The organism is Curtobacterium sp. RM9, from assembly GCF_054956955.1.
Genome location: NZ_CM143271.1, coordinates 2,113,515 through 2,132,713, shown reverse-complemented (window position 1 = coordinate 2,132,713; position 19,199 = coordinate 2,113,515). Strand labels below are relative to the sequence as shown.

At 73.4% G+C, this 19,199-nt stretch carries 19 protein-coding genes and 2 tRNA genes; 14 read left to right on the top strand and 7 right to left on the bottom strand.

What is annotated here, in order from left to right:
• Positions 1–125: 125 nt before the first annotated feature.
• The 4 genes from ACY3FI_RS10100 to ACY3FI_RS10085 all read right to left on the bottom strand — a co-directional run bounded on the left by ACY3FI_RS10100 (position 126) and on the right by ACY3FI_RS10085 (position 4,246).
• The gene (locus ACY3FI_RS10100) at positions 126–1,415 is read right to left on the bottom strand and encodes a glycosyltransferase family 4 protein (protein ID WP_462547400.1); all 1,290 of its coding nucleotides are present in this window, start codon (positions 1,413–1,415) and stop codon (positions 126–128) included.
• Positions 1,412–2,860: a lipopolysaccharide biosynthesis protein gene (locus ACY3FI_RS10095; RefSeq protein WP_462547399.1), complete on the bottom strand. Its 1,449-nt coding sequence runs from the start codon at positions 2,858–2,860 to the stop codon at positions 1,412–1,414. The genes ACY3FI_RS10100 and ACY3FI_RS10095 overlap by 4 nt, the downstream gene beginning before the upstream one ends.
• Positions 2,861–2,970: 110 nt before the next feature.
• A complete protein-coding gene (locus tag ACY3FI_RS10090) occupies positions 2,971–3,924 on the bottom strand; it encodes a beta-1,6-N-acetylglucosaminyltransferase (protein ID WP_462547398.1) in 954 nt (317 codons plus the stop codon).
• Positions 3,925–4,072: 148 nt separating this feature from the next.
• The gene (locus ACY3FI_RS10085; RefSeq protein WP_462547397.1) at positions 4,073–4,246 is read right to left on the bottom strand and encodes a hypothetical protein; all 174 of its coding nucleotides are present in this window, start codon (positions 4,244–4,246) and stop codon (positions 4,073–4,075) included.
• Between the two features lie 157 nt (positions 4,247–4,403).
• Here ACY3FI_RS10085 and ACY3FI_RS10080 point away from each other — a divergent pair, with 157 nt between their 5' ends.
• Complete coding sequence (locus ACY3FI_RS10080; protein ID WP_462547396.1) at positions 4,404–5,726, top strand: glycosyltransferase family 2 protein; 1,323 nt, start codon at positions 4,404–4,406, stop codon at positions 5,724–5,726.
• Between the two features lie 284 nt (positions 5,727–6,010).
• On the opposite strand, the gene ACY3FI_RS10075 is transcribed toward ACY3FI_RS10080, so the two are convergent.
• Positions 6,011–7,327: a glycosyltransferase family 2 protein gene (locus ACY3FI_RS10075; RefSeq protein WP_462547395.1), complete on the bottom strand. Its 1,317-nt coding sequence runs from the start codon at positions 7,325–7,327 to the stop codon at positions 6,011–6,013.
• A 352-nt stretch (positions 7,328–7,679) separates the two neighbouring features.
• Here ACY3FI_RS10075 and ACY3FI_RS10070 point away from each other — a divergent pair, with 352 nt between their 5' ends.
• The 6 genes from ACY3FI_RS10070 to ACY3FI_RS10045 all read left to right on the top strand — a co-directional run bounded on the left by ACY3FI_RS10070 (position 7,680) and on the right by ACY3FI_RS10045 (position 13,144).
• Complete coding sequence (locus ACY3FI_RS10070) at positions 7,680–8,969, top strand: ABC transporter substrate-binding protein (RefSeq protein ID WP_462547394.1); 1,290 nt, start codon at positions 7,680–7,682, stop codon at positions 8,967–8,969.
• Positions 8,970–9,117: 148 nt separating this feature from the next.
• Positions 9,118–10,089 (top strand): carbohydrate ABC transporter permease, encoded by a 972-nt coding sequence (locus ACY3FI_RS10065; protein WP_462550343.1) that lies wholly within the window; start codon positions 9,118–9,120, stop codon positions 10,087–10,089.
• Positions 10,086–10,997 carry a carbohydrate ABC transporter permease gene (locus ACY3FI_RS10060; RefSeq protein WP_462547392.1) on the top strand — a complete coding sequence of 304 codons (912 nt, stop codon included), beginning with the start codon at positions 10,086–10,088 and terminating at the stop codon, positions 10,995–10,997. The genes ACY3FI_RS10065 and ACY3FI_RS10060 overlap by 4 nt, the downstream gene beginning before the upstream one ends.
• Positions 10,998–11,003: 6 nt before the next feature.
• Positions 11,004–11,351, top strand: a complete 348-nt coding sequence (locus ACY3FI_RS10055) for a hypothetical protein (RefSeq protein WP_462547391.1) — start codon at positions 11,004–11,006, stop codon at positions 11,349–11,351.
• Positions 11,352–11,370: 19 nt separating this feature from the next.
• On the top strand, positions 11,371–12,381 hold the full coding sequence (locus ACY3FI_RS10050; protein WP_462547390.1) for a LacI family DNA-binding transcriptional regulator: 1,011 nt from the start codon (positions 11,371–11,373) through the stop codon (positions 12,379–12,381).
• A 127-nt stretch (positions 12,382–12,508) separates the two neighbouring features.
• Positions 12,509–13,144, top strand: a complete 636-nt coding sequence (locus ACY3FI_RS10045) for an MBL fold metallo-hydrolase (RefSeq protein WP_462547389.1) — start codon at positions 12,509–12,511, stop codon at positions 13,142–13,144.
• Positions 13,145–13,498: 354 nt separating this feature from the next.
• Here the strand turns inward: ACY3FI_RS10045 and ACY3FI_RS10040 are convergent, their stop codons facing one another.
• A complete protein-coding gene (locus ACY3FI_RS10040) occupies positions 13,499–14,407 on the bottom strand; it encodes a DUF72 domain-containing protein (protein WP_462547388.1) in 909 nt (302 codons plus the stop codon).
• Between the two features lie 102 nt (positions 14,408–14,509).
• Here ACY3FI_RS10040 and ACY3FI_RS10035 point away from each other — a divergent pair.
• From ACY3FI_RS10035 to ACY3FI_RS10025, 3 genes are all read left to right on the top strand, one after another.
• Positions 14,510–14,585 (top strand) — tRNA-Glu (locus ACY3FI_RS10035).
• A 55-nt stretch (positions 14,586–14,640) separates the two neighbouring features.
• Positions 14,641–14,716, top strand: a tRNA-Glu gene (locus tag ACY3FI_RS10030).
• Positions 14,717–14,809: 93 nt separating this feature from the next.
• Positions 14,810–16,303: a reverse transcriptase family protein gene (locus ACY3FI_RS10025; protein WP_462547387.1), complete on the top strand. Its 1,494-nt coding sequence runs from the start codon at positions 14,810–14,812 to the stop codon at positions 16,301–16,303.
• A 71-nt stretch (positions 16,304–16,374) separates the two neighbouring features.
• Here ACY3FI_RS10025 and ACY3FI_RS10020 read toward each other — a convergent pair whose 3' ends face one another.
• Positions 16,375–17,259 (bottom strand): ATP-grasp domain-containing protein, encoded by an 885-nt coding sequence (locus ACY3FI_RS10020; RefSeq protein ID WP_462547386.1) that lies wholly within the window; start codon positions 17,257–17,259, stop codon positions 16,375–16,377.
• A 72-nt stretch (positions 17,260–17,331) separates the two neighbouring features.
• On the opposite strand from ACY3FI_RS10020, the gene ACY3FI_RS10015 reads away from it, so the two are divergent.
• From ACY3FI_RS10015 to ACY3FI_RS10000, 4 genes are read left to right on the top strand one after another with little or no spacing between them, the layout of a single operon-like run.
• On the top strand, positions 17,332–17,739 hold the full coding sequence (locus ACY3FI_RS10015) for a RidA family protein (RefSeq protein ID WP_462547385.1): 408 nt from the start codon (positions 17,332–17,334) through the stop codon (positions 17,737–17,739).
• Between the two features lie 5 nt (positions 17,740–17,744).
• Complete coding sequence (locus tag ACY3FI_RS10010) at positions 17,745–18,218, top strand: fluoride efflux transporter FluC (RefSeq protein ID WP_462547384.1); 474 nt, start codon at positions 17,745–17,747, stop codon at positions 18,216–18,218.
• A complete protein-coding gene (crcB, locus tag ACY3FI_RS10005; RefSeq protein ID WP_462547383.1) occupies positions 18,215–18,589 on the top strand; it encodes a fluoride efflux transporter CrcB in 375 nt (124 codons plus the stop codon). Before ACY3FI_RS10010 ends, crcB begins: the two co-directional genes overlap by 4 nt.
• On the top strand, positions 18,586–19,191 hold the full coding sequence (locus tag ACY3FI_RS10000) for a histidine phosphatase family protein (protein WP_462547382.1): 606 nt from the start codon (positions 18,586–18,588) through the stop codon (positions 19,189–19,191). The genes crcB and ACY3FI_RS10000 overlap by 4 nt, the downstream gene beginning before the upstream one ends.
• Positions 19,192–19,199: the final 8 nt, after the last annotated feature.

The window sequence follows — 19,199 nt, the reverse complement described above, 5'->3', positions numbered from 1 at the left end:
TGTCGGTCTGGAGGCGCGGGGCTGGGTCGTGCGGATGCGCGCGGCCCGCGGGTGGCCGGAGCTGGCCCGCGGGTGGCCGGAGCTGGCCCGCGGGTGACCGGGTCCGCCCGCGGGCGGCCGGCGCGTCAGCGCGCGAGCGACTCCAGCGCGGCGAGGAGCGCCCGGACGTGCGGCTCGCGGCCGTAGCGCTCGCGGACCCAGCTCCGGCAGCGTGCGCCGAGCGTCGGGTCGTACGCCGTCTCGTCGAGGGCGTCGACGATGGTCCGGCCGAGGGCCTCGGTGTCCGTCGGGTCGACCGTGAACCGCGCCCACTCGCCGGAGAGGATCTCACCGGTGCCACCGGACGCCGCGGCCACCGCCGGGACGCCGGTGGACATCGCCTCGACCACGGTGCGGCCGAAGCCCTCCGGCTCGATGGACGGCGCCACGACGAGGTCGGCGGCGTGCAGGAGCGGGACCACGTCGTCCCGCTCGGGCAGCACGAGCACGGAACCCTCGGGCAGACGGTCGACGGCGTCACCGACCGCCTGGACCTCGTCCGGGTAAAGCGCACCGGCGAGGACGAGCAGGGGAGCGGGGCGGCCCGGAGCGGCGTCGACGACCTCGACCTCGGGCGCCACGACCGTCCCGGCGGCCCCCGCGGTCCCTCCGGCGGCACCGACCGTCCCCACTGCGCCGGCGGTGACGGTCACGGTCTGCCGGGCCGGCATCGCGGCGAGCACGCCCTGCCACGCGTCGAGCAGCGCGACGACGCCCTTCGACCGGCTGAGTCGTCCGTAGTACAGGACGACCGGGGTCCCCGGTGCGATCCCGAGCGCTGCCCGGGCCGCCGCGACCTGCTCCGGCGAGCGCTCCGGGAAGTCGGCGGTGTCGACGCCGTTCGGCACGACGGTGATCTTGTCGACGGGTGCCCCGGCAGCCGCCCACGCACGCGCCATCACGTGTGAGACGGCGAGGAACCGGGTGCGCCCGCCTGCGAGCGGCCGGAGCCGACCGTAGTTCGGCGCGTGGTGCAGGTGCACGGCGAGGGGGATGCGCGAGACCGCCGAGACGACCCGGCCGTACGGCAGGTACTCGGGGCGGTTCAGCCACAGCACGTCGAGGCCGGAGCGGCGCAGGCGCAGCCCGTCCTTCGCGAACCGCACGACGTCGCGGAGCGCGGTCCGGATGCCGAAGCGGTAGTCGGAGGCCTCGACGAGTCGGACGCCCATCCGCTCGTAGGCCGGTCGTCCCTCACCGGCGCGGGGGCCATGCGGGTCCCGGTGCCACACCTCCACCTCGTGGCCGGCGTCCAGGAGTTCGCGGGTGTCCTCGAGGACACAGCGCTCCAGGCCGCCGGTGATCGCGAGGCCGCTCACCAGCGCGCCGATGCGCAGGGGTCGGTCGGGGTCGGTCGGGGCTTTCGGGCGGGTCATGACGCACCTCCACGTGCGGTCGCGAGTCGTCGGAAGAACCAGGGGATGCACGCGGCGACGCCGACGACGCGCACCACGTTCCAGAACAGGTCCTGCGGCAGCAGGAGGGAGCCGGCGGCCACCGCGAGCGCGAGGACGAGCGGCAGCACGACCCGGAAGTGCGGTCCCCGCCACTCGCGGCGGTCGGGCAGCGCGATGAGCTGCATCGCGGAGAGCACGACGTACGCGAAGACCGTCGAGACGCCCGCGCCGGCGATGCCGAGCAGGGGGACGAGCACCAGGTTGGCGCCGATGTTCACGACGCCGGCGATCGCGGCGATCACGCCGACGGCGACGCCACGTCGCTCCACCAGCAGCAACCGGCCGGTCGCGCCGCTCGCCACGACGGGGAGGGCGGTCACGGCGACGATGAACACGACGACGCTGAGCTCCTGCACCCGGTACGACGCCGGCGCGAGGATCGGCAGGGCGACCGGCGACACGAGCGTCACGGCGAGGAGGACGGGCGCCAGCATCCGGTAGAGCTCGTCGCGGGAGTGCATCGCGAGTTCGCGGCGGGCGACGGCGTCGCGGAGCGCGGCGAAGTGCGGCGCCCAGGCCTGGTTCGTGAAGGTCAGCAGCAGGATCACGGCGGAGCCGACGACGTAGGCGATCTGGTAGCGGGCGACCTCGTCCGGGCCGAGCAGCCGCTGCACCACGACGCGGTCACCGGCGTTCAGCACGAAGTACGACAGGTTGCCGAGCGCGACCGGGATCCCGAGCCGGAAGGCACGCGCTGCGGTCTTCCGGTCGAACAGGCCGGCGATGCGGGGGCGGGTCGCGGCGAGGCCGATGATCATCGCGGCGACCTGCGCGAACACGCCGCCCCAGGCGTAGGTGGTGGCGTCGGCCTGCACCCAGGTGAGCAGCCCGAGGCCGATGATCGACCCGCCGATGCTCGACAGCAGGCTCGTCACGGCGAAGATCCGGATGCGGTCCTGGGCGACGAGGAGCGCGAGGGACATCTGCACGATCGCGGCCGGCCCGACCCAGAGCACCGCGACGAGCAGGATCGGGTGGTTGCCGACGAAGCCGGCGGCGTCGCCCCAGACCGGGATGGTGCTCAGCGCGGCGATCGTGACGACCACCGCGGTGGTCATGCCGACGGTCAGGAGCCCGCGGGCCTTCCGGTCCTCGCCGTCCTCGGCACGCTGCAGCACCGTGGCCTGGTCGAGACCGGCGACGGCGAGGACGACGAGCGCCTGGTACAGCGCGATCGCCGACGCGAGCACGCCGAACTCGGCCGGCGGCATGAGGTGCGCCAGCACGGGGGAGATGAGCGACGACACGACGAGCTGCATCGACCAGACGACGACGTACAGCAGGCCGCGGCCGAACAGGGCGGAGGCGCCCTTCTTCACGGCGCCCTGACCGCCGGCGGCGTCGGCCGGAGCGGCTGTGTCCACCGGAGCAGGAGCGGAAGCGGATACGGATGCGTCGTCGCTCGGCGCGTCGGTCGCGGCCTCGGCGGCGAGTCGCGCCGCGCGTGCCTCGCGTCGGGTCTGCGGGGGCAACGTCACTGGGCTGCCACCCCCGCGGTCGCTGCGGGACCCGCCACGTCCGTCGCCGCGGCGACCGACGCAGCGACGGCGTCCGGCCGCAGCCCGAAGGCCGCGTCGATGCAGTCGAGCAGGTCGCCGCTGCGTCCGGTCGAGAACTTCCGCGCGAAGAGGAACGGCAGGCCGTCCGGGTGCGTGCGCTGCTCGAGCAGTCGTCCGGCGTCCGGGGTCGTCAGCCACGGCGGGCTCTTCCGTGCCGAGCCGTCCCAGCCGATCCACCACAGCGGGTGCGCCACGTGCTCGTCGGCGAACCCGGGGGCGAGGGACGGCGTGCTGAGGACCGAGGGCACGAACGTCTCGTCCGCGACCCAGGTGCGCTGCCAGAACCGGACCAGGTCGGGGCGCTGGTCGACGGTGGCCACGACCGCGGCCGCGTGCTTCCGCGCGAGGACCTTGAGCTGCGAGGCGCCCGCGAACACGACGCCCTGTGGGCGCCGACGGGGGACCGGCAGCCGCAGCATGTGCTTGCGCCAGGCCCAGTGCCGGTACCGGATCCGGGCTCGTCCACCGTCACGGCCCCACTCCGGGTGCGGCAGCGGGTGCGCGTCGACGAAGGACTCCTCGCGGTGGTCCTCGAGGAAGGCGCTGATCTCGGCGGGGTTCGCGAGCGGGTAGTCGCTCCCGGTCAGGACGGCGACGTGCGTCGCGTCCGTGGTCTCGAGTGCGGCCCGGTACCCGGCGACCTCGGCGGCGACGTTCTCCCAACGGGCCCATCCGGTGCGGATGCGCGGCAGCAGTCGGACGCGTCCGGGCAGGCCGTCGACCATCTCGCGGTACACCGAGTCCGGCGTGCGGTCGTCGCAGTGCAGGAACACCGGGAACGGGTCGAGCGTCTCGACGAGTCGGCGCACGTGCGTGGGGTCCTCGTGGGCGAGGACGATGCACGCGGGAGCCGCGGGAGAGGTGGCCATGACGGGACGCTAACCCGGCTCCGTCCGGGGCCGACAGGTCGGTCCGGGGCCTCTGCGGGTTCGCGGCGGTTTCCCGCACCCCCGCCCCGGAGGCACGTCCCGGACCGCCTCCTCGGCGCCCCGGGCGCGTCGTCGTCGGAGCCCCGGTTCAGCGCTTCCGGCGGAACTTCGGGCAGTCGCAGAGCGCGCAGTCGCTGCCCGGCCGGTAGTGCTCGTGCGCCTCCTGCACGTGTCCGCAGACGCACGTCGAGACGTCGACGGAGAGGACGGTCCGTTCGGACGGGAGCACGGTGCCGAGCTCGGTCCTGGGGCCAGCCGGCATGCGTCCTCCTCGTGCCCGGCGCGCTGCCGCCGGGTCGTCCGTCCGATCCTATTGGGCGCGCGGCCCGGTTTCGCGGCAAACCGCAAGACGACACGGGGTCTCCGCAACCCCCGGCAGCCGCGTTGACCCGCCCATCCGGGCACCGGAGCATCGGAGCATGACCGACTCCAGCACGACGACCACCCGCGTGCTCACGCTCGCGCCCGCGATGCCGTCAGCCGACCAGCCCTCCTGGGCCGGTGCCGCGTGGGTCGGGGCGGTGGACCGCCAGGAGGCCCTCGACGCCGCCGGCGTGCGCCTCGCCGGGGCCGCCGGCTTCCGCCGCGCCCGCCTGCTCGTCCGCGACGGCCTGGAGGTCGCCGGCTCCGTCGACGTCGCCGTCGACCCGACCGGTGCCGTGGACCCGGCCGAGCTGGGACCGGCCCTGCGCGCCCTCAGCGCCACGCGCCTCCCGTCCGGGTCCGGTGGTGACACCGTCCGCCGCATCTCCGTGGTCATCGGGACCCGCGACCGGCCGGAGGACGTGCGCCGCTGCGTCGCGTCCGTGCTCGCGTCGAGCTGGGCCGACCTCGAGGTGTTCGTCGTCGACAACGCACCCACCACGGACGCGACGCGCGAGGTGGTCGCCTCGTTCGCGGACCCGCGGGTCCGGTACGTCCGCCAGGCGCGACCCGGCGTCTCGCGCGCACGGAACGCCGGCGCCGCCCTCGCCACCGGCGAGGTGGTCGCCTTCATCGACGACGACGTCGTCGTCGACACACACTGGGCCGCGGCGATCGCGGCGGCGTACGAGCGGGACGCGGACGTGGTCTGCGTCACCGGGCTCGTGCCGAGTGGCGAGCTGCGGACCCCCACGCAGCGGTACTTCGACGAGCGGGTGACCTGGGCGCGCAACACGGAGCGCCGGGTGTACCGCACCTCGGCGCCGCCCGCGGACCTGCCGCTGTTCCCGTTCTCGGTCGGCGCGTTCGGCACCGGCGCGAACATGTCGCTCCGGCGGACGGCGGTGCTCGCCCTCGGCGGGTTCGACGTCGCGCTCGGCCCCGGCACGCCTGCCCGCGCAGGGGAGGACCCGGACCTGTTCACGCGTGTGCTGTTCTCCGGCGGGGCGCTCGCCGTGGAGCCATCGGCCATCGTGTGGCACCGGCACCGGTCGGACCGGGCGGCGCTGCGGTCGCAGGCGCTCGGGTACGGCACGGGGCTCGGGGCGTGGGTCGCGAAGCTGATGCTGCACCCGCGGACCGCTGTGGCCGTGCTGCGGCGTGCGGTCGGGGCGCTCCGGCAGCTGGGCGCCCTCGGGCAGGGGAGCGGTTCCGGTGCTTCCGGTGCTGACCAAGTCACCGCGGCGGTGGACGCCGTCGGCGGGTGGCCCGTGGACGACGAGTTCCGTGCGGCGACGGCGGGGCTGAAGCGGGCGGAGCTCGTGGCGGCGCTCGGCGGGCCGCTGCGGTACGTGCACGGGCGGCTCGGCACGCGGTAGGCGGGCCCGGGCGGCGAGTGCCGTTCTGACGTCGGACGCCCCACGGACCCGCTGGTCCGTGGGGCGTCGCCGTGCGGTGCGGTGCGGCGCGGGGCGGCTCGATGCGTGCGTGCGTGCGTCCGGCGCCGGCGTGGCTCGATGCGGGTGCATGATCCGACACGACACCGGGCGATCGACGCGTGCATCGTCGCTCGATGCACGCGTACCGGATGCCTGCGCATGCAGCGACGTCCCACGTGTCGAACGACACGTGGGACGTCGCTGCATGCGTGTGCCCGCGGCGCCTACGCCCCGCGGCGCTCCACCTCGGCCCAGAAGCGCCGGCTCCGGAAGTACGCCGCCGGGCCCTTCGGGAACCCGCGGAACTCGTGGTACGCCAGCGAGCGCGGGATCGTCGTCGTCGAGGCCTCGGTCAGCGTCTCGGGCGCGGCGTCGCGGCGTCCGGCGAGCCGGGACACGAGCTGCTTCAGCTTGATGCGCCCGGCACGGGGGAGCAGACGCCCGAGCACGAGTGCGTGCCGTCGGTCCTTCGCGATGAGCTCGCACATCAGCGCCGTGAAGCCGACGCCGTTCGAGTGCAGCTGCCCGTGCAGCCCCTCGAGGTCCGGGCGGTGCCGGTGGTGCACGACGGCCTTCGGCTCGAAGCCGATCTGCCCGCCGCCCCACAGGATGTCGATGAAGATCGCCAGGTCCTCGCCGCCACGGGCGGGGACGCCGGCGCCGAGCACGGGGTCGAACCCGCCGACGCGGTCGAACGCGCTGCGCCGGACGGCCCAGTTCGCGCCCGCGCCGTAGCCGCCGATGCCGTAGACCGCGAAGTGCTTCTTGACCGTGCCGTCCGGCGAGACCGCCGAGGCCTGCGCGTGCCGCATCACCCCGGGGACGTCGTCCGGGACGATCGTCACCGGGTCGAAGGTCCGCTCGCCGCTGAAGCCGCCGTAGTACGCCTCGTACCAGATCTGTGCGGGGGTCTCGAGCTCGGCGGGCAGGATCATCCCGGTGACCGCGTCCACCTCGGGCTCGCGGACGAAGCGGGTGCCGATCATCCGGAGCCACTGCGGGTCGACACGGACGTCGTCGTCGGTGAACGCGATGACCTCGCCCGAGGCCGCCGCGACGCCGGCGTTCCGACCGGCCGAGCAGCCGGGGCGACGTTCGACGACGAGGCGCACGTCCCGACCGGCGAGCAGGCCGGGCAGCCTGTCGTCCGCGGGGACGGTCACGCGGTTGTCCACGATGACGACCTCGTAGGACGGGTAGTCGAGCGCCGCGAGGTACTCGAGCAGCTTCTCGATGTCCGGGATGCGCGTGACGATGGTCGACACCACGATCGAGATGAAGGGCAGGTCCGCGTCCGGCACGGGGGCCGGTCCGACGGGGGTACCGACCTGCTCGGCGAGGGGCGCGATGGCCCGTTCGGCGTCGGCCGGGTCCGCGGTGAGGAGCACGTCGAGCGTGGTCACCGGGAAGCCGTCGCGGTAGCCGATGACCAGGGCGGAGTCTCCGCTCCCGTCGGCGACGAGCGGCGGGAGCGGAGCGTCGAGGTCGACGCTGACGACCCGGCGCGGGCCGGGGACGGATACGGGTGCGAGCAAGGCCATGACCGCGACGCTACGGGCGCGCGGCGGCACCCGACAACGGCCCGGTGGACCCGTGGCGGGGTTCGTGCGGACTCCCGCATCCGGACCGCTGCGGGTCGGTCCGTGGAGCGGTCGGACCCGGTCGGGAGGCGCGGTGCGGGACGCGTCGACGGGTGTCGGGCAGTGAGCGCTCACCCAGGAAATCAGGGTGAGTCCGCAGGTCACGCTCAGGTCACGGATCCGATGCAACCGGTTGCGTTCGCCCCGGGGCGGGCGTAACTTCCTCCTCCAGCAGGCAGCGTCGCCTGCTCCAGGCAGCGTCGTCGGCATCCCGACCGACGTCTCCTGGTGATCTCGATGAGGAGACAACGCTGTGAAGACAACTCGCGCCAAGGTGCGTGCCGCATCGGTCGCCGGCGTCGCCGTGATCGGCCTCGTGCTGACCGGGTGCTCGTCCGGCGGATCGGCCGGTGGCGGCGGTGACGCCAAGTCGGGCCAGGACAGCCGCGGCCCGATCACGTACGTGCAGGGCAAGGACAACTCCAACGTGGTCCGCCCGTTGATCGAGAAGTGGAACAAGGCCCACCCGGACGAGAAGGTCACCTTCAAGGAGCAGTCCGACCAGGCCGACCAGCAGCACGACGACCTCGTGCAGCACTTCCAGGCGAAGGACGACAGCTACGACGTGGTCGACGTCGACGTCGTGTGGACCGCCGAGTTCGCCGCGAAGAGCTGGCTCACCCCGCTCACCGGTGACATGAAGATCGACACCTCGAAGCTGCTGCCGGCGACGGTGAAGACCGCCACCTACAACGACACGCTCTACGCGGCACCGCAGACCTCCGACGGCGCGCTGCTCTACTACCGCAAGGACCTCGTCAAGACGCCCCCGACCACCTGGGACGAGATGATGAAGGACTGCGACATCGCCAAGCAGGCCGGCATCGGCTGCTACGCGGGCCAGTTCGCCAAGTACGAGGGCCTCACCGTGAACGCCTCCGAGGCGATCAACGGCTCGGGTGGCTCGATCCTCGGCAAGAGCGGCTCGCCGGACGTCGACACCGCCGACGCCAAGGCCGGGCTGCAGAACCTGGTCGACGCGTTCAAGGACGGCAACATCCCGGCCGAGGCGATCACCTACCAGGAGGAGCAGGGCCGCACCGCGTTCGAGGACGGCAAGCTGCTGTTCCTGCGCAACTGGCCGTACGTGTACAACCTCGCCAAGACCGACGGCTCGTCGAAGGTCAAGGACACCTTCGGCATCGCTCCGATCCCCGGCAAGGACGGCACCGGCGCCTCGACGCTCGGCGGACACAACGCGGCCATCAGCGTGTACTCGAAGCACAAGGCGACGGCGCACGACTTCCTCGAGTTCCTGATCTCGAACGACACGCAGAAGTTCTTCGCGACCCAGGGTTCGCTCGCCCCGGTCGTCGGTGACCTCTACACCGACTCGGAGCTCACCGCGAAGCTGCCCTACCTGCCCACCCTGCTGAAGTCGATCCAGTCGGCCGAGCCGCGCCCCGTGACGCCGTTCTACCCGGCCGTCACGAAGGCGATCCAGGACAACAGCTACGCGGCACTCAAGGGCTCGAAGAGCGTCGACGAAGCCGTGAAGGACATGCAGGCGGCCCTGAAGTCCGCCACCAGCAGCGGCAACTAGTCGCGACCCACCGACGGACTGGAGGCGCGTGGCGACCCCGCCCCGCGCCTCCCGTCCGCCCCTTCCTGCGTCCCGACACCCGCCTGAGGAGGCCGTCGAAGTGTCAGCAGCAACCGAGATCCCCGCAGCGATCCCGAACCCCACCGGCATGGAGCCGAAGCGGCGGCGCGGCGGCCTGAACGCCGAGCACGGCCGCTGGGCCGTGTACCTGATCGGCCCGACGATCGTGCTCCTCGCCATCGTCATCGGCTACCCCGTCGTCAGCGCCGTCATCCAGTCCTTCCAGCTCGACCAGGGCCTCGACAAGGCGACCGGCCTGTTCGTGCAGGGCGGCTTCGCCGGCATCACGAACTACCTGCACTGGCTCGGCCAGCGGTGCGGGGAGACGACCTGCCCGCCCGGCAGCCTGGGCTCACAGTTCTGGGTCGCGATGGGCAACACGTTCTTCTTCACCGTGGTGACCGTCGCACTCGAGACCGTCATCGGCGTGTGGATGGCCATCATCATGAACCGCAACTTCCGCGGCCGTGCCCTGGTCCGCGCCGCGATCCTCGTGCCGTGGGCGATCCCGACCGCCGTCACCGCCAAGCTCTGGTACTTCATCTTCGACGCGAACGGCGTGCTGAACCACGTCATCGGGCACCAGGTCCTCTGGTTCTCCGGTGAGTGGGCGTCCCGCTGGGCGATCATCATCGCCGACACCTGGAAGACCACGCCGTTCATGGCGCTGCTGATCCTGGCCGGCCTGCAGCTCATCCCGGACGAGGTCTACGAGGCCGCCAAGATGGACGGCGCATCGACGATGCAGCGGTTCTGGAACATCACGCTGCCGCTCGTGAAGCCCGCGCTCATGGTCGCGGTCCTCTTCCGCGTGCTCGACGCCCTGCGCATCTACGACCTCATCGCGATCATGACCGGCGGTGGCGGCGGCTCCGGCAACGCCACGGTGTCGCTGTCCGTGCTCGTCGTCGACCAGATCCGGCAGGGGTTCAACTCCGCGTCGGCCCTCTCCACCATCACGTTCCTGGTGATCTTCCTCGTCGCGTTCGTCTTCGTCCGGTTCCTCGGCGCGAACGTGGTGCAGACCCAGGCAGCCCAGCAGAAGGGTGAACTCCGATGAGCATCGCCGCCGACCGACCCCGTGCCGGGGCCCGGAGCCGTGACCGCGAGGTCGACCGCTCCGAGGTCCGCGTCCAGCGTCACACCGGACAGCGCCTGCGCACCGGCGTGCAGGCCGTCGTCATCGCGGTCTGGTGCCTGCTGCCGTTCTACTGGATGGTCGTCACGAGCTTCCGCGACGTCGGCTACACCTTCGACCCGACGCCGTGGTTCACGCACGTCACGCTCGACAACTACACGACGGCGTTCTCGACCGCCCTCGGCAACCACCTCGGGCGGGCGCTGCTCAACAGCGTGTTCATCGGCGGCGTCGTGACGATCATCGCGCTGCTCGTCGGGACGAGCGCGGCGTACGCCCTGGCCCGCCTCGAGTTCAAGGGGAAGTCCCTCATCGCCGGCGCGATCCTCGCCGCGTCGATGTTCCCCGGGGTCGCCCTCATCTCGCCGCTGTTCCAGCTGTTCACGGACATCGGGTGGATGGGGACGTACCAGGCGCTCATCCTGCCGAGCATCTCGTTCGTGCTGCCGCTGACCGTCTACACGCTCGCGTCGTTCTTCCGGGAGATGCCGTGGGACCTCGAGGAGGCGGCCCGCATCGACGGCTGCACCCGCGTGCAGGCGTTCCGGCGGATCATCATGCCGCTGGCCGCCCCCGCCGTGTTCACGACCGCGATCCTGGCGTTCATCTCGTCCTGGAACGAGTACCTCATCTCGTCCCAGCTCTCGTCGGACGCCACCCAGCCGGTCACCGTCGCCATCGCGTCGTTCGCCGGGTCGCAGCCGCACCAGGAGCCGTACACCGCGGTGATGGCGGCGGGCACGATCGTCACGATCCCGCTCGTCATCCTCGTGCTCGTCTTCCAGCGACGCATCGTGGCCGGCCTCACCGCCGGCGGCGTGAAGGGCTGAGGACCCGTGGCACAGCGAGCTCCGCAGCGGCCGACCACGCGGATCGAGGAGGCCATCGGCTTCGTCGGGACCTTCGGCATCCTCTTCCTCGGCGCCACGGTGTTCTGCGAGGTCACCGGTCGTCCCGCGCTCGGTTGGGCCCTGACGCTCCTGGTGTGCGTCCTCGCGGTCGTCGTGCTCGACCGGTGGCGGATGTCCGTGCTGCGGCGCACCCGCTCGGCCGACGGGATCGGCGGCGCTCCCGCCGGTCCGGCGGCCGCGCGGACGCCAGCCGCACCGACCCCGCGCACCGCACCGGTGGTGCCGGCGAGCGCCGGCCACGTCGGACGCGGGACCCGTCCCGTCGACGGCTGACGCGCCTCCAGGGCGATCCATGGGGATCCAGGAGATCGCGTCCGTCACCGGCCTGTCCAAGTCCACGGTCTCACGCGCGCTGCGCGGGATGTCGAGCGTCGCCGACACCACCATCGTCGAGGTGCGCCGGGTCGCCGACGAACTCGGGTACGTCCCGAGCTCGGCGGCGGCCGGCCTCGCGACCGGACGGCAGCGGGCCGTCGGGGTCGTCGTCCCGGTCATCGACCGGTGGTTCTACGTGAAGGCACTCGGCGGCATCGACACCGAGCTGCGGCGGGCCGGGCACGACCTCGTGCTGTACAACCTCGGCGGACCGGGCGGTGACCGCGACCGGGCCTTCCGGCGGTCGATGCTCCGGCACCGCGTCGACGCCCTCGTGCTGCTGTCGCTCGTCCTCGACGAGACCGAGCGTGCCGAGCTCGAGCTCTCGCAGCACCCGATGATCGTGATCGGCGGGCCGGCGCCTGGCCTCCGGCACGTCGGGGTCGACGACGCCGCCGTGGCGCGGATCGCGGTCGAGCACCTCGCGGACCTCGGGCACCGGGACGTCGCCTACGTCGGCGGGCAGGACGAGGCCGGCATGAACGTCGCCGTGCCGTGGCTCCGGCGGGACGGTTTCGTCGACGCCATGCACGCGCGGGGGCTCGCCGTGCGGGACGGATGGATTCTCGACGGGCGGTTCTCGTTCGCCGGGGGAGCGGACGCCGGGGCGGTGCTCTTCGGTCCCGCGTCGGCCCGCGACCGGCCATCGGCGGTGTTCTGCGCGTCCGACGAGATGGCGCTCGGGGTGCTGCTCGCGGCGTCCCGCGCCGGACTCGCCGTGCCCGAGGACGTCTCGGTGATGGGCATCGACGGGCACGAGTACGGCGCGGTGGTGGGCCTCACGACCGTGGCGCAGGACCCCGAGGCCCAGGGGAGGGCGGCGGCGCGGGCCGTGCTCGCCGAGGTCGACGGCGGGTCGCCCGGGGTGCTGCCCGCGGCGCCGGCGCACCTCGTCGTGCGCGCGACGACGGGGCCGCCGCGGCGGTAGCGGAAGCGGGGCCGGCGCGGCGGGAGCGACGCCGCACCCCGTGTCGAACCAGATGCGACGTTGACGTCGGGAACGTGGTTCGACCTGCGCGACGTCCCCGCAGCCCCACCGCGCGTACGCTCGCGGCATGGAGGTCACCAAGCTCGAACACGCCTGCCTGGTCGTCACGGTGGACGGCTCCCGCCTCGTCGTCGACCCGGGAGGCTTCACCCGCCCCGTCGACACCACCGACGTCGCCGCCGTCGTGGTCACACACGAGCACCCCGACCACGCCACCGCCGAGCAGCTCCACCGCATCGGCGAGCGGAACCCCGACGTCGTCGTCCTCGGTCCGGCCGGGGTCGCCCGGGCGCTCGCCGCAGACGGCATCACGGTCGACGTGGTGACCGACGGTGACCACCGCAGCGTCGGGCCGTTCGCGCTCGACTTCCACGGCACCCGGCACAACCTCATCCACGAGTCCGTCCCCGTCGTCGACAACACCGGGGTGCTCGTGAACGGCGTCCTCTTCCACCCCGGTGACTCGTACACGGTGCCGGGCGTGCCGGTGGAGGTCCTCGCCGCACCGCTGGGCGCGCCGTGGCTCAAGATCGGCGAGGCGATGGACTACGTCGCGGCGGTCGCGCCGCGACGCGCCTTCCCGATCCACGAGGCGACCCTCTCCGACGTCGGCCGCGACATGCACGTCGGTCGCCTCCGCGAGGCGGTCGCGGCCTCCGGGGAGCTGGTGGTCCTCGCCCCCGGCGACAGCCTGACCGTCTGACGGACCGCGGCCGGTCTGGAGGCGCGCCCCACGGCCTCCAGACCGTGCTGCGGTCCGCCGGACGGCCGGCTCAGGGCGACGGCGCGACGGCGTTGCCGGTGACGGCCTCCGGACCGGGTCTCCGTCTGTCGGACGGTCGGCTCTGGGCGACGGCGCGACAGCGTTGCCGGTGACGGCCTCCGGACCGGGTCCCCGTCCGTCGGACGGTCGGCTCTGGGCGACGGCGCGACAGCGTTGCCGGTGACGGCCTCCGAACCGGGTCCCCGTCCGTCGGACGGTCGGCTCAGGGCGACGGCGCGACGGCGTTGCCGGTGACGGCCTCCGGACCGGGTCCCCGTCCGTCGGACGGTCGGCTCAGCGCGACGGCGCGACGGCGCGACGGCGCTGCCGGAGGCGAGCGCCGACGATGCGGTCGAGCGCGAGCGCGTCCCACGGTGCGTGCCGCTCGGCGTCGTTGTCGAAGTACACGTACGTGTCGCGTCCGGCGACGAGGTGGTCGACGACCGTCGTCGCCCACCGACCGAGCGCCTGCGGCGAGTACCCGTCGTGGTACGTCCGCGGTGCGCCGTGCAACCGGAGGTAGGCGATGCGGGCACCGGTGTCGTGGACGAGCCGCGGGAAGTCGCCCGCGTGCGAGTCGACCAGCGCCGTCCGGTGCCGCCGCAGCACGTCGAGGTGCTCCGGCGCCAGGCCTGCCGAGCGCACCTCGAGGACGTGCTCGATCCGGTCGTGCCCGTCGCCGACGAGCGCCGGGGGCTCCGCGACCTTGTCGTCGTGGTGGCTGGCGAGCTCCGCCGCGGCGGCGTGCGTCCGGGGGAGTCGGGCGAGGAAGGCGTCGAGCACCTCGGGGGTGGGCAGCAGCGTCTCCGGGAGTTGCCACAGCACGGGGCCGAGGGCGTCCCCGAGCTCGAGCGGCCCGGAGGCGAAGAAGTTCGCGAGCGCCGTGTCGACGTTGCGCAGCCGGAGCATGTGCGTGACGTAGCGCCCGCCCTTGACCGCGAACCGGAACGGCTGCCCGGCCGTCGCCGCACGCCAGGCCCGGTACCGCTCCGGCCGCTGCAGCGAGTAGAAGGACCCGTTCAGCTCGACCGTCGGGAACCGCGCCGCGACGTGCTCGAGCCACCGGCGCTTCGCGAGCCGCTCCGGGTAGAAGTCACCGCGCCAGCCGTCGTACTGCCACCCTGAGAGGCCGATCCTGAGCGTCGCCGGATGCCCCTCGTCGACCCGCCAGGCGTGTGCGACGGCCTGCTGGTCCCCGGTCATCGACCCACCGTACGCCCGCGCCCCGGGACGGCACACCCGGGCGACACGCCTCGTTTTGGCAGCAGCACGAGGGCTGTGCCATACTTGTCGAGTTGTCGGAACGGCCCCATCGTACAGCGGCCTAGTACGTCGCCCTCTCACGGCGGTAACGCGGGTTCGAATCCCGCTGGGGTCACCACAGGTGGCTCGCCTCCGAGTCCGACAACGAGTGTGCTCCGTCTCGACGGACATGCGGCCCCATCGTACAGCGGCCTAGTACGTCGCCCTCTCACGGCGGTAACGCGGGTTCGAATCCCGCTGGGGTCACCAGCACCACGAAGCCCCCGCTCCGCACGGAGCGGGGGCTTCGTCGTTCCCGTGTCCGGCGGTCCGGTGTCCGCGCGCTCCGGTACGGTGACCGGCGTGGAGTTCCCGGGGGAGGCGGACGACGTCCGAGCGACGTCGTCCTCTCCGGGGTCACCCCGGGGAACGCAGGACCAGCAGGACACCACGCCCCGAGAGGGCTCGCGCGCTCCGCGCGCCACGCCTCACGGAGGAACCGACAGGTCCCCCGGGAACCCCACGCCCCTGTCGGTCGTCGTCGCCGCGCTGGCCGACGCCTTCCTCGCCGCCGGGTCCTGGGAGGAACCAGCACTGCGGGCAGCGGGCTACGACGTCGTCGGTGTCGAGCGGGCGTTCGTCGGCCACGCGGTCGAGGCCGCGCTCGGTGCCTTCCCACGCCCGCCGTCCGACGCGCCGCGTCTGCTCGCCGCGGTCCTCGGCGCCGCGCCGAAGCTCGTCGCACTGCACCGGAGGCGAGCGCGGACCCGTCCCGTCCGGGTCCTCGCGCGGGCGGTGGTCGCGGTCCGCGCCGGACGCCACGTCGAGGGGCCGCTGCTCGTCGACACGCTGCCGGAGCTCGCCCGCGCCCTCGACCTCACCGTCGGCCGGCTGCTCTGGCTCGCCGACACGAGGGGCTGGAACCGTCACGCCGACCCCGAAGGTCCGCTGCACCACTACCGGACGACCTGGGTCGTGCGGCCCGGGCGGACGCCGCGGCTGATCGAGGCTCCGATGCACCTGCTCCGCCAGGCGCAGCGGCGGGTGCTCGACGACCTGCTCGCGACCCTGCCGGTGCACGACGCGGCGCACGCGTTCGTCCCGGGGCGGAGCGTCGTCACGGGAGCGGCCCAGCACGTCGGCGCGGAGGTCGTCGTGACGATGGACCTCACGTCCTTCTTCGCCTCGGTCCGGGCACCGAGCGTCCACGGGGTCCTGCGCCGGGCGGGGCTGGCCGAGCCGATCGCACACGTGCTCACCGGGTTGTGCGTCCACGACGTGCCGGCCCACGTGCTCCGGGCGATGCCGAGCGACGGTGCCGGCTCGCTCGACGAGCGGGTCGCGCTGCGGCGGGCTCTGGCACGACCGCACCTGCCACAGGGTGCCCCGACCTCGCCGGCCCTCGCGAACCTCGTGCTCCGGCACCTCGACGCGCGGCTGGCCGGGTGGGCCGCCTTGGTCGGCGCGACGTACACGCGGTACGCCGACGACCTGACGTTCAGCGGGGGCACGCCACTGGCGGCACGGATGGACGCCTTCGTCGCCGGAGTCGCTCGCATCGTGCGCGACCAGGGGTACGCGGTGAACCCGCACAAGACGCGGGTCCGGCGTCGCGGGGTCCGCCAGACGGTCACCGGCATCGTCGTCAACGACCGGCTCTCGCCCGGTCGTGCCGAGGTCGACCGGCTGCACGCGGTGCTCCACAACTGTGTCCGCTCCGGCCCCGCATCGCAGGACCGCGTCGGCCATGCGGACTTCCGCGCGCACCTGCTCGGGCGGATCGGCTGGGTCGGGCAGACACATCCGGCGCGCGCAGCGCGACTGCGCGCGGAGTTCGACCGTATCGACTGGCGCTGACGACCGGCGCTCCCTACGTCCGTGCGGTCGGCGCGACGGTCAGCGCGTCTGCCGTCCCGTCAGCGGTCCGGTCAGCGCGTCGTCCGTTCGACCAGCGGTCCGGTCAGCGCGTCGGCGAGCCGGTCGGCCGCGCCGGGGTCGGCCTCGGCCAGGAAGAGCGACGGCTCCACGAGTTCGACCTCGAGCACGAGCGACGAACCGTCGTCGGCGCGGACGAGGTCCACACGGGCGTACGGCAGCACACCGAACCGCTCCGTGACGATCCGCATCGCGGCACCGGCGACCTCGACCTGCTCCGTGGACGCACGGTGTGGAGCGGTGGTCTCGGGCGCGAACAGGTCCTCGATGACGGCGGCCTCGGGCAGGGCGACGCGCTTGCTCGCGGCGTGGCTGTACCGCCCGCCGAGGAACACGAGCGGCCACTCGCCCTCGATCGGCACCGACGCGACGAACGGCTGCACGAGCACGACCTGACCGTCCGCGTGCAAGGACGCGACGTGGGCTGCGGCCGCCGTGTGCTGCGTCGGCCCGAACGAGGCGGCACCGCGGCTGCCCGCACCGACCGCGGGCTTCACGACGAAGCGTCCCGGTGGGAACTCCGGCACGGTGCCGGGCGGCACGAACCGTGTCGGCGTGACGGGCACGCCCGCCGCCTCGAGCTCGCCGAGGTACCGCTTGTCCGTGCTCCACAGCACGGCCGGCAGCGGGTTCACGAGTTCGGTGACCGCGTCGACCCGGGCGAGCCAGGCGACGAACTCGTCGAGACGGTCGTCGTAGTCCCAGGTCGAGCGCAGTGCGACCCGGTCGAAGGTCGACCAGTCCACGGCGGGGTCGTCCCAGTCGACCACCCGCACCGCGACCCCCGTCCGACCCAGCGCGGCGAGGGCGGCGGTCTCGTCCTCGTCGAGTCCGCGAGCGGCGGCGGTGGTCACCCAGGCGAGCGTGGAGATCGTCATCCGTCCAGTCTGCCGCGAGTGCGGCGCCGGTCGAGCGGGCCTGCGTCGTGCTCGCTGTGCCAGGCTGACGGGGTGACCAGCGCCGTGCAGCTCATCCGCTCCGCCCGCCTCAGTGGCGTCGCCGAGTACGCGTACGCCGCGACCGCGCCCGCGGACGCCCGCCTGGTCTTCCTCGCCGGCGCATGCCCGCTCGACGACCAGGGTCGCACCGTCGCCGTCGGGGACCACCGGGCCCAGGCGGCGCAGTGCATGGCGAACCTCGAGACGGCGCTCGCAGCGGCCGGGGCAAGCCTGTCCGACCTCGTGCACACCCGGGTGCTGGTGGCCTCGGACGAGCAGGCCGACCTCGTCGCCGCGTGGCAGGTCGTCCGCGCAGCCATGGGGGACCACGACGTCCCGAGCACCCTGATGGGCGTCACCGTCCTCGGCTACGACGACCAGCTCGTCGAGGTCGAGGGCATCGCCGCGGTCCGGGACTGACCGCCGTGCACCGCGACACCGGCGAACGTCCCCCGCACCTGCGCTGGCGCTTCCTCGCGCTCGTCGCCCTGGGCGGCGCGATCGGCACCGGCGTCCGGGCGCTCCTCGCCGCCGCGCTCCCCGCGGTCCACGGGGTCAGCTGGACGATCCTCGCGATCAACGTCGCCGGGGCGTTCTGCCTCGGCCTGCTCCTGGAGGCGCTGGCGCAGCCGGGCCCGGACACCGGTCGACGTCGCTCGCTCCGGTTGTTCGTCGGCACCGGCGTGCTCGGCGGCTTCACGACCTACTCGACCCTGGCCGACGACACCGCACAGCTGCTCGACGGAGGGCGGTGGGGCGCCGGCGCCGGGTACGCGCTGCTGTCCGTCGTCCTCGGGCTGGTGGCCGCGGCGGCGGGCATCTGGGTGGCGCACCGTGGCCGACACGTCGGGGCTGCACGGAGCACACTCCACAGCGACGCGACGGGGGAGCCCCGGTGAACCCGCTCCAACTGCTCCTGGTGTCCCTCGGCGGCGGCGTGGGGGCAGCGTTGCGCCTCTGGCTCGACGGCGTGGTCAAGGCGCGGGTCAGCCGGTTCCCGCTCGGCACGCTCGTCATCAACGTCTCCGGATCCCTCGTGCTCGGCTTCGTCACCGGCCTCGGCGGGGCCGGCGTGCTCGGCCCCTCGGCGGTCGCGGTGCTCGGGACGGGCATGATGGGCGGGTACACGACGTTCTCGACGGCGAGCGTCGAGACCGTGCAGCTCCTCCGTTCCGGCAAGACCCGGACCGCCGTCCTGTCCGGCCTCGGGATGCTCGTCGTCTCGGTCGGCGCAGCCGCGCTCGGCCTGTACCTCGGAAGGAACACATGACCTCGGAACGCCCCGGCGAACTCGTCCTCGTCCGCCACGGAGAGACGGAGTGGTCGAAGAGCGGCCAGCACACCGGCCGCACCGACATCCCGCTCACCGACCACGGCATGGAGCAGGCGGAGCGGGCCGGTCGGTACCTGGCGGACCGGTCGTTCGCGCTGGCGCTGTCGAGCCCGCTGCAGCGCGCGCGCGAGACCGCGCGGCTCGTCGGGGTCGACCCGGAGCTCGACGAGGACCTGTACGAGTGGGACTACGGCGCGTACGAGGGCCTGACCACCCCGCAGATCAAGGTGCAGCGCCACGGTCCGTGGGACCTCTGGACCGACGGTGTGCCGGCCGGGGACACCCCGGGCGAGAACGCGGCCGAGGTCCGTGTCCGTGTCGAGCGCGTGATCAACCGCGCCCGTCCCGTGCTCGCCGAGGGCCAGGACGCCATCGTCGTCGCGCACGGCCACGTCCTGCGCGCGCTCGGTGCCGCGTGGATCCGGCTCGCACCGCAGGACGGCGCCGTGCTGAAGCTCGGCACCGCGACGGTGAGCACGCTCGGCTACGAGCACGGCCGCCCGGTCATCGACTCCTGGAACGTGACCCCCGGCGCCTGACGTCGTCG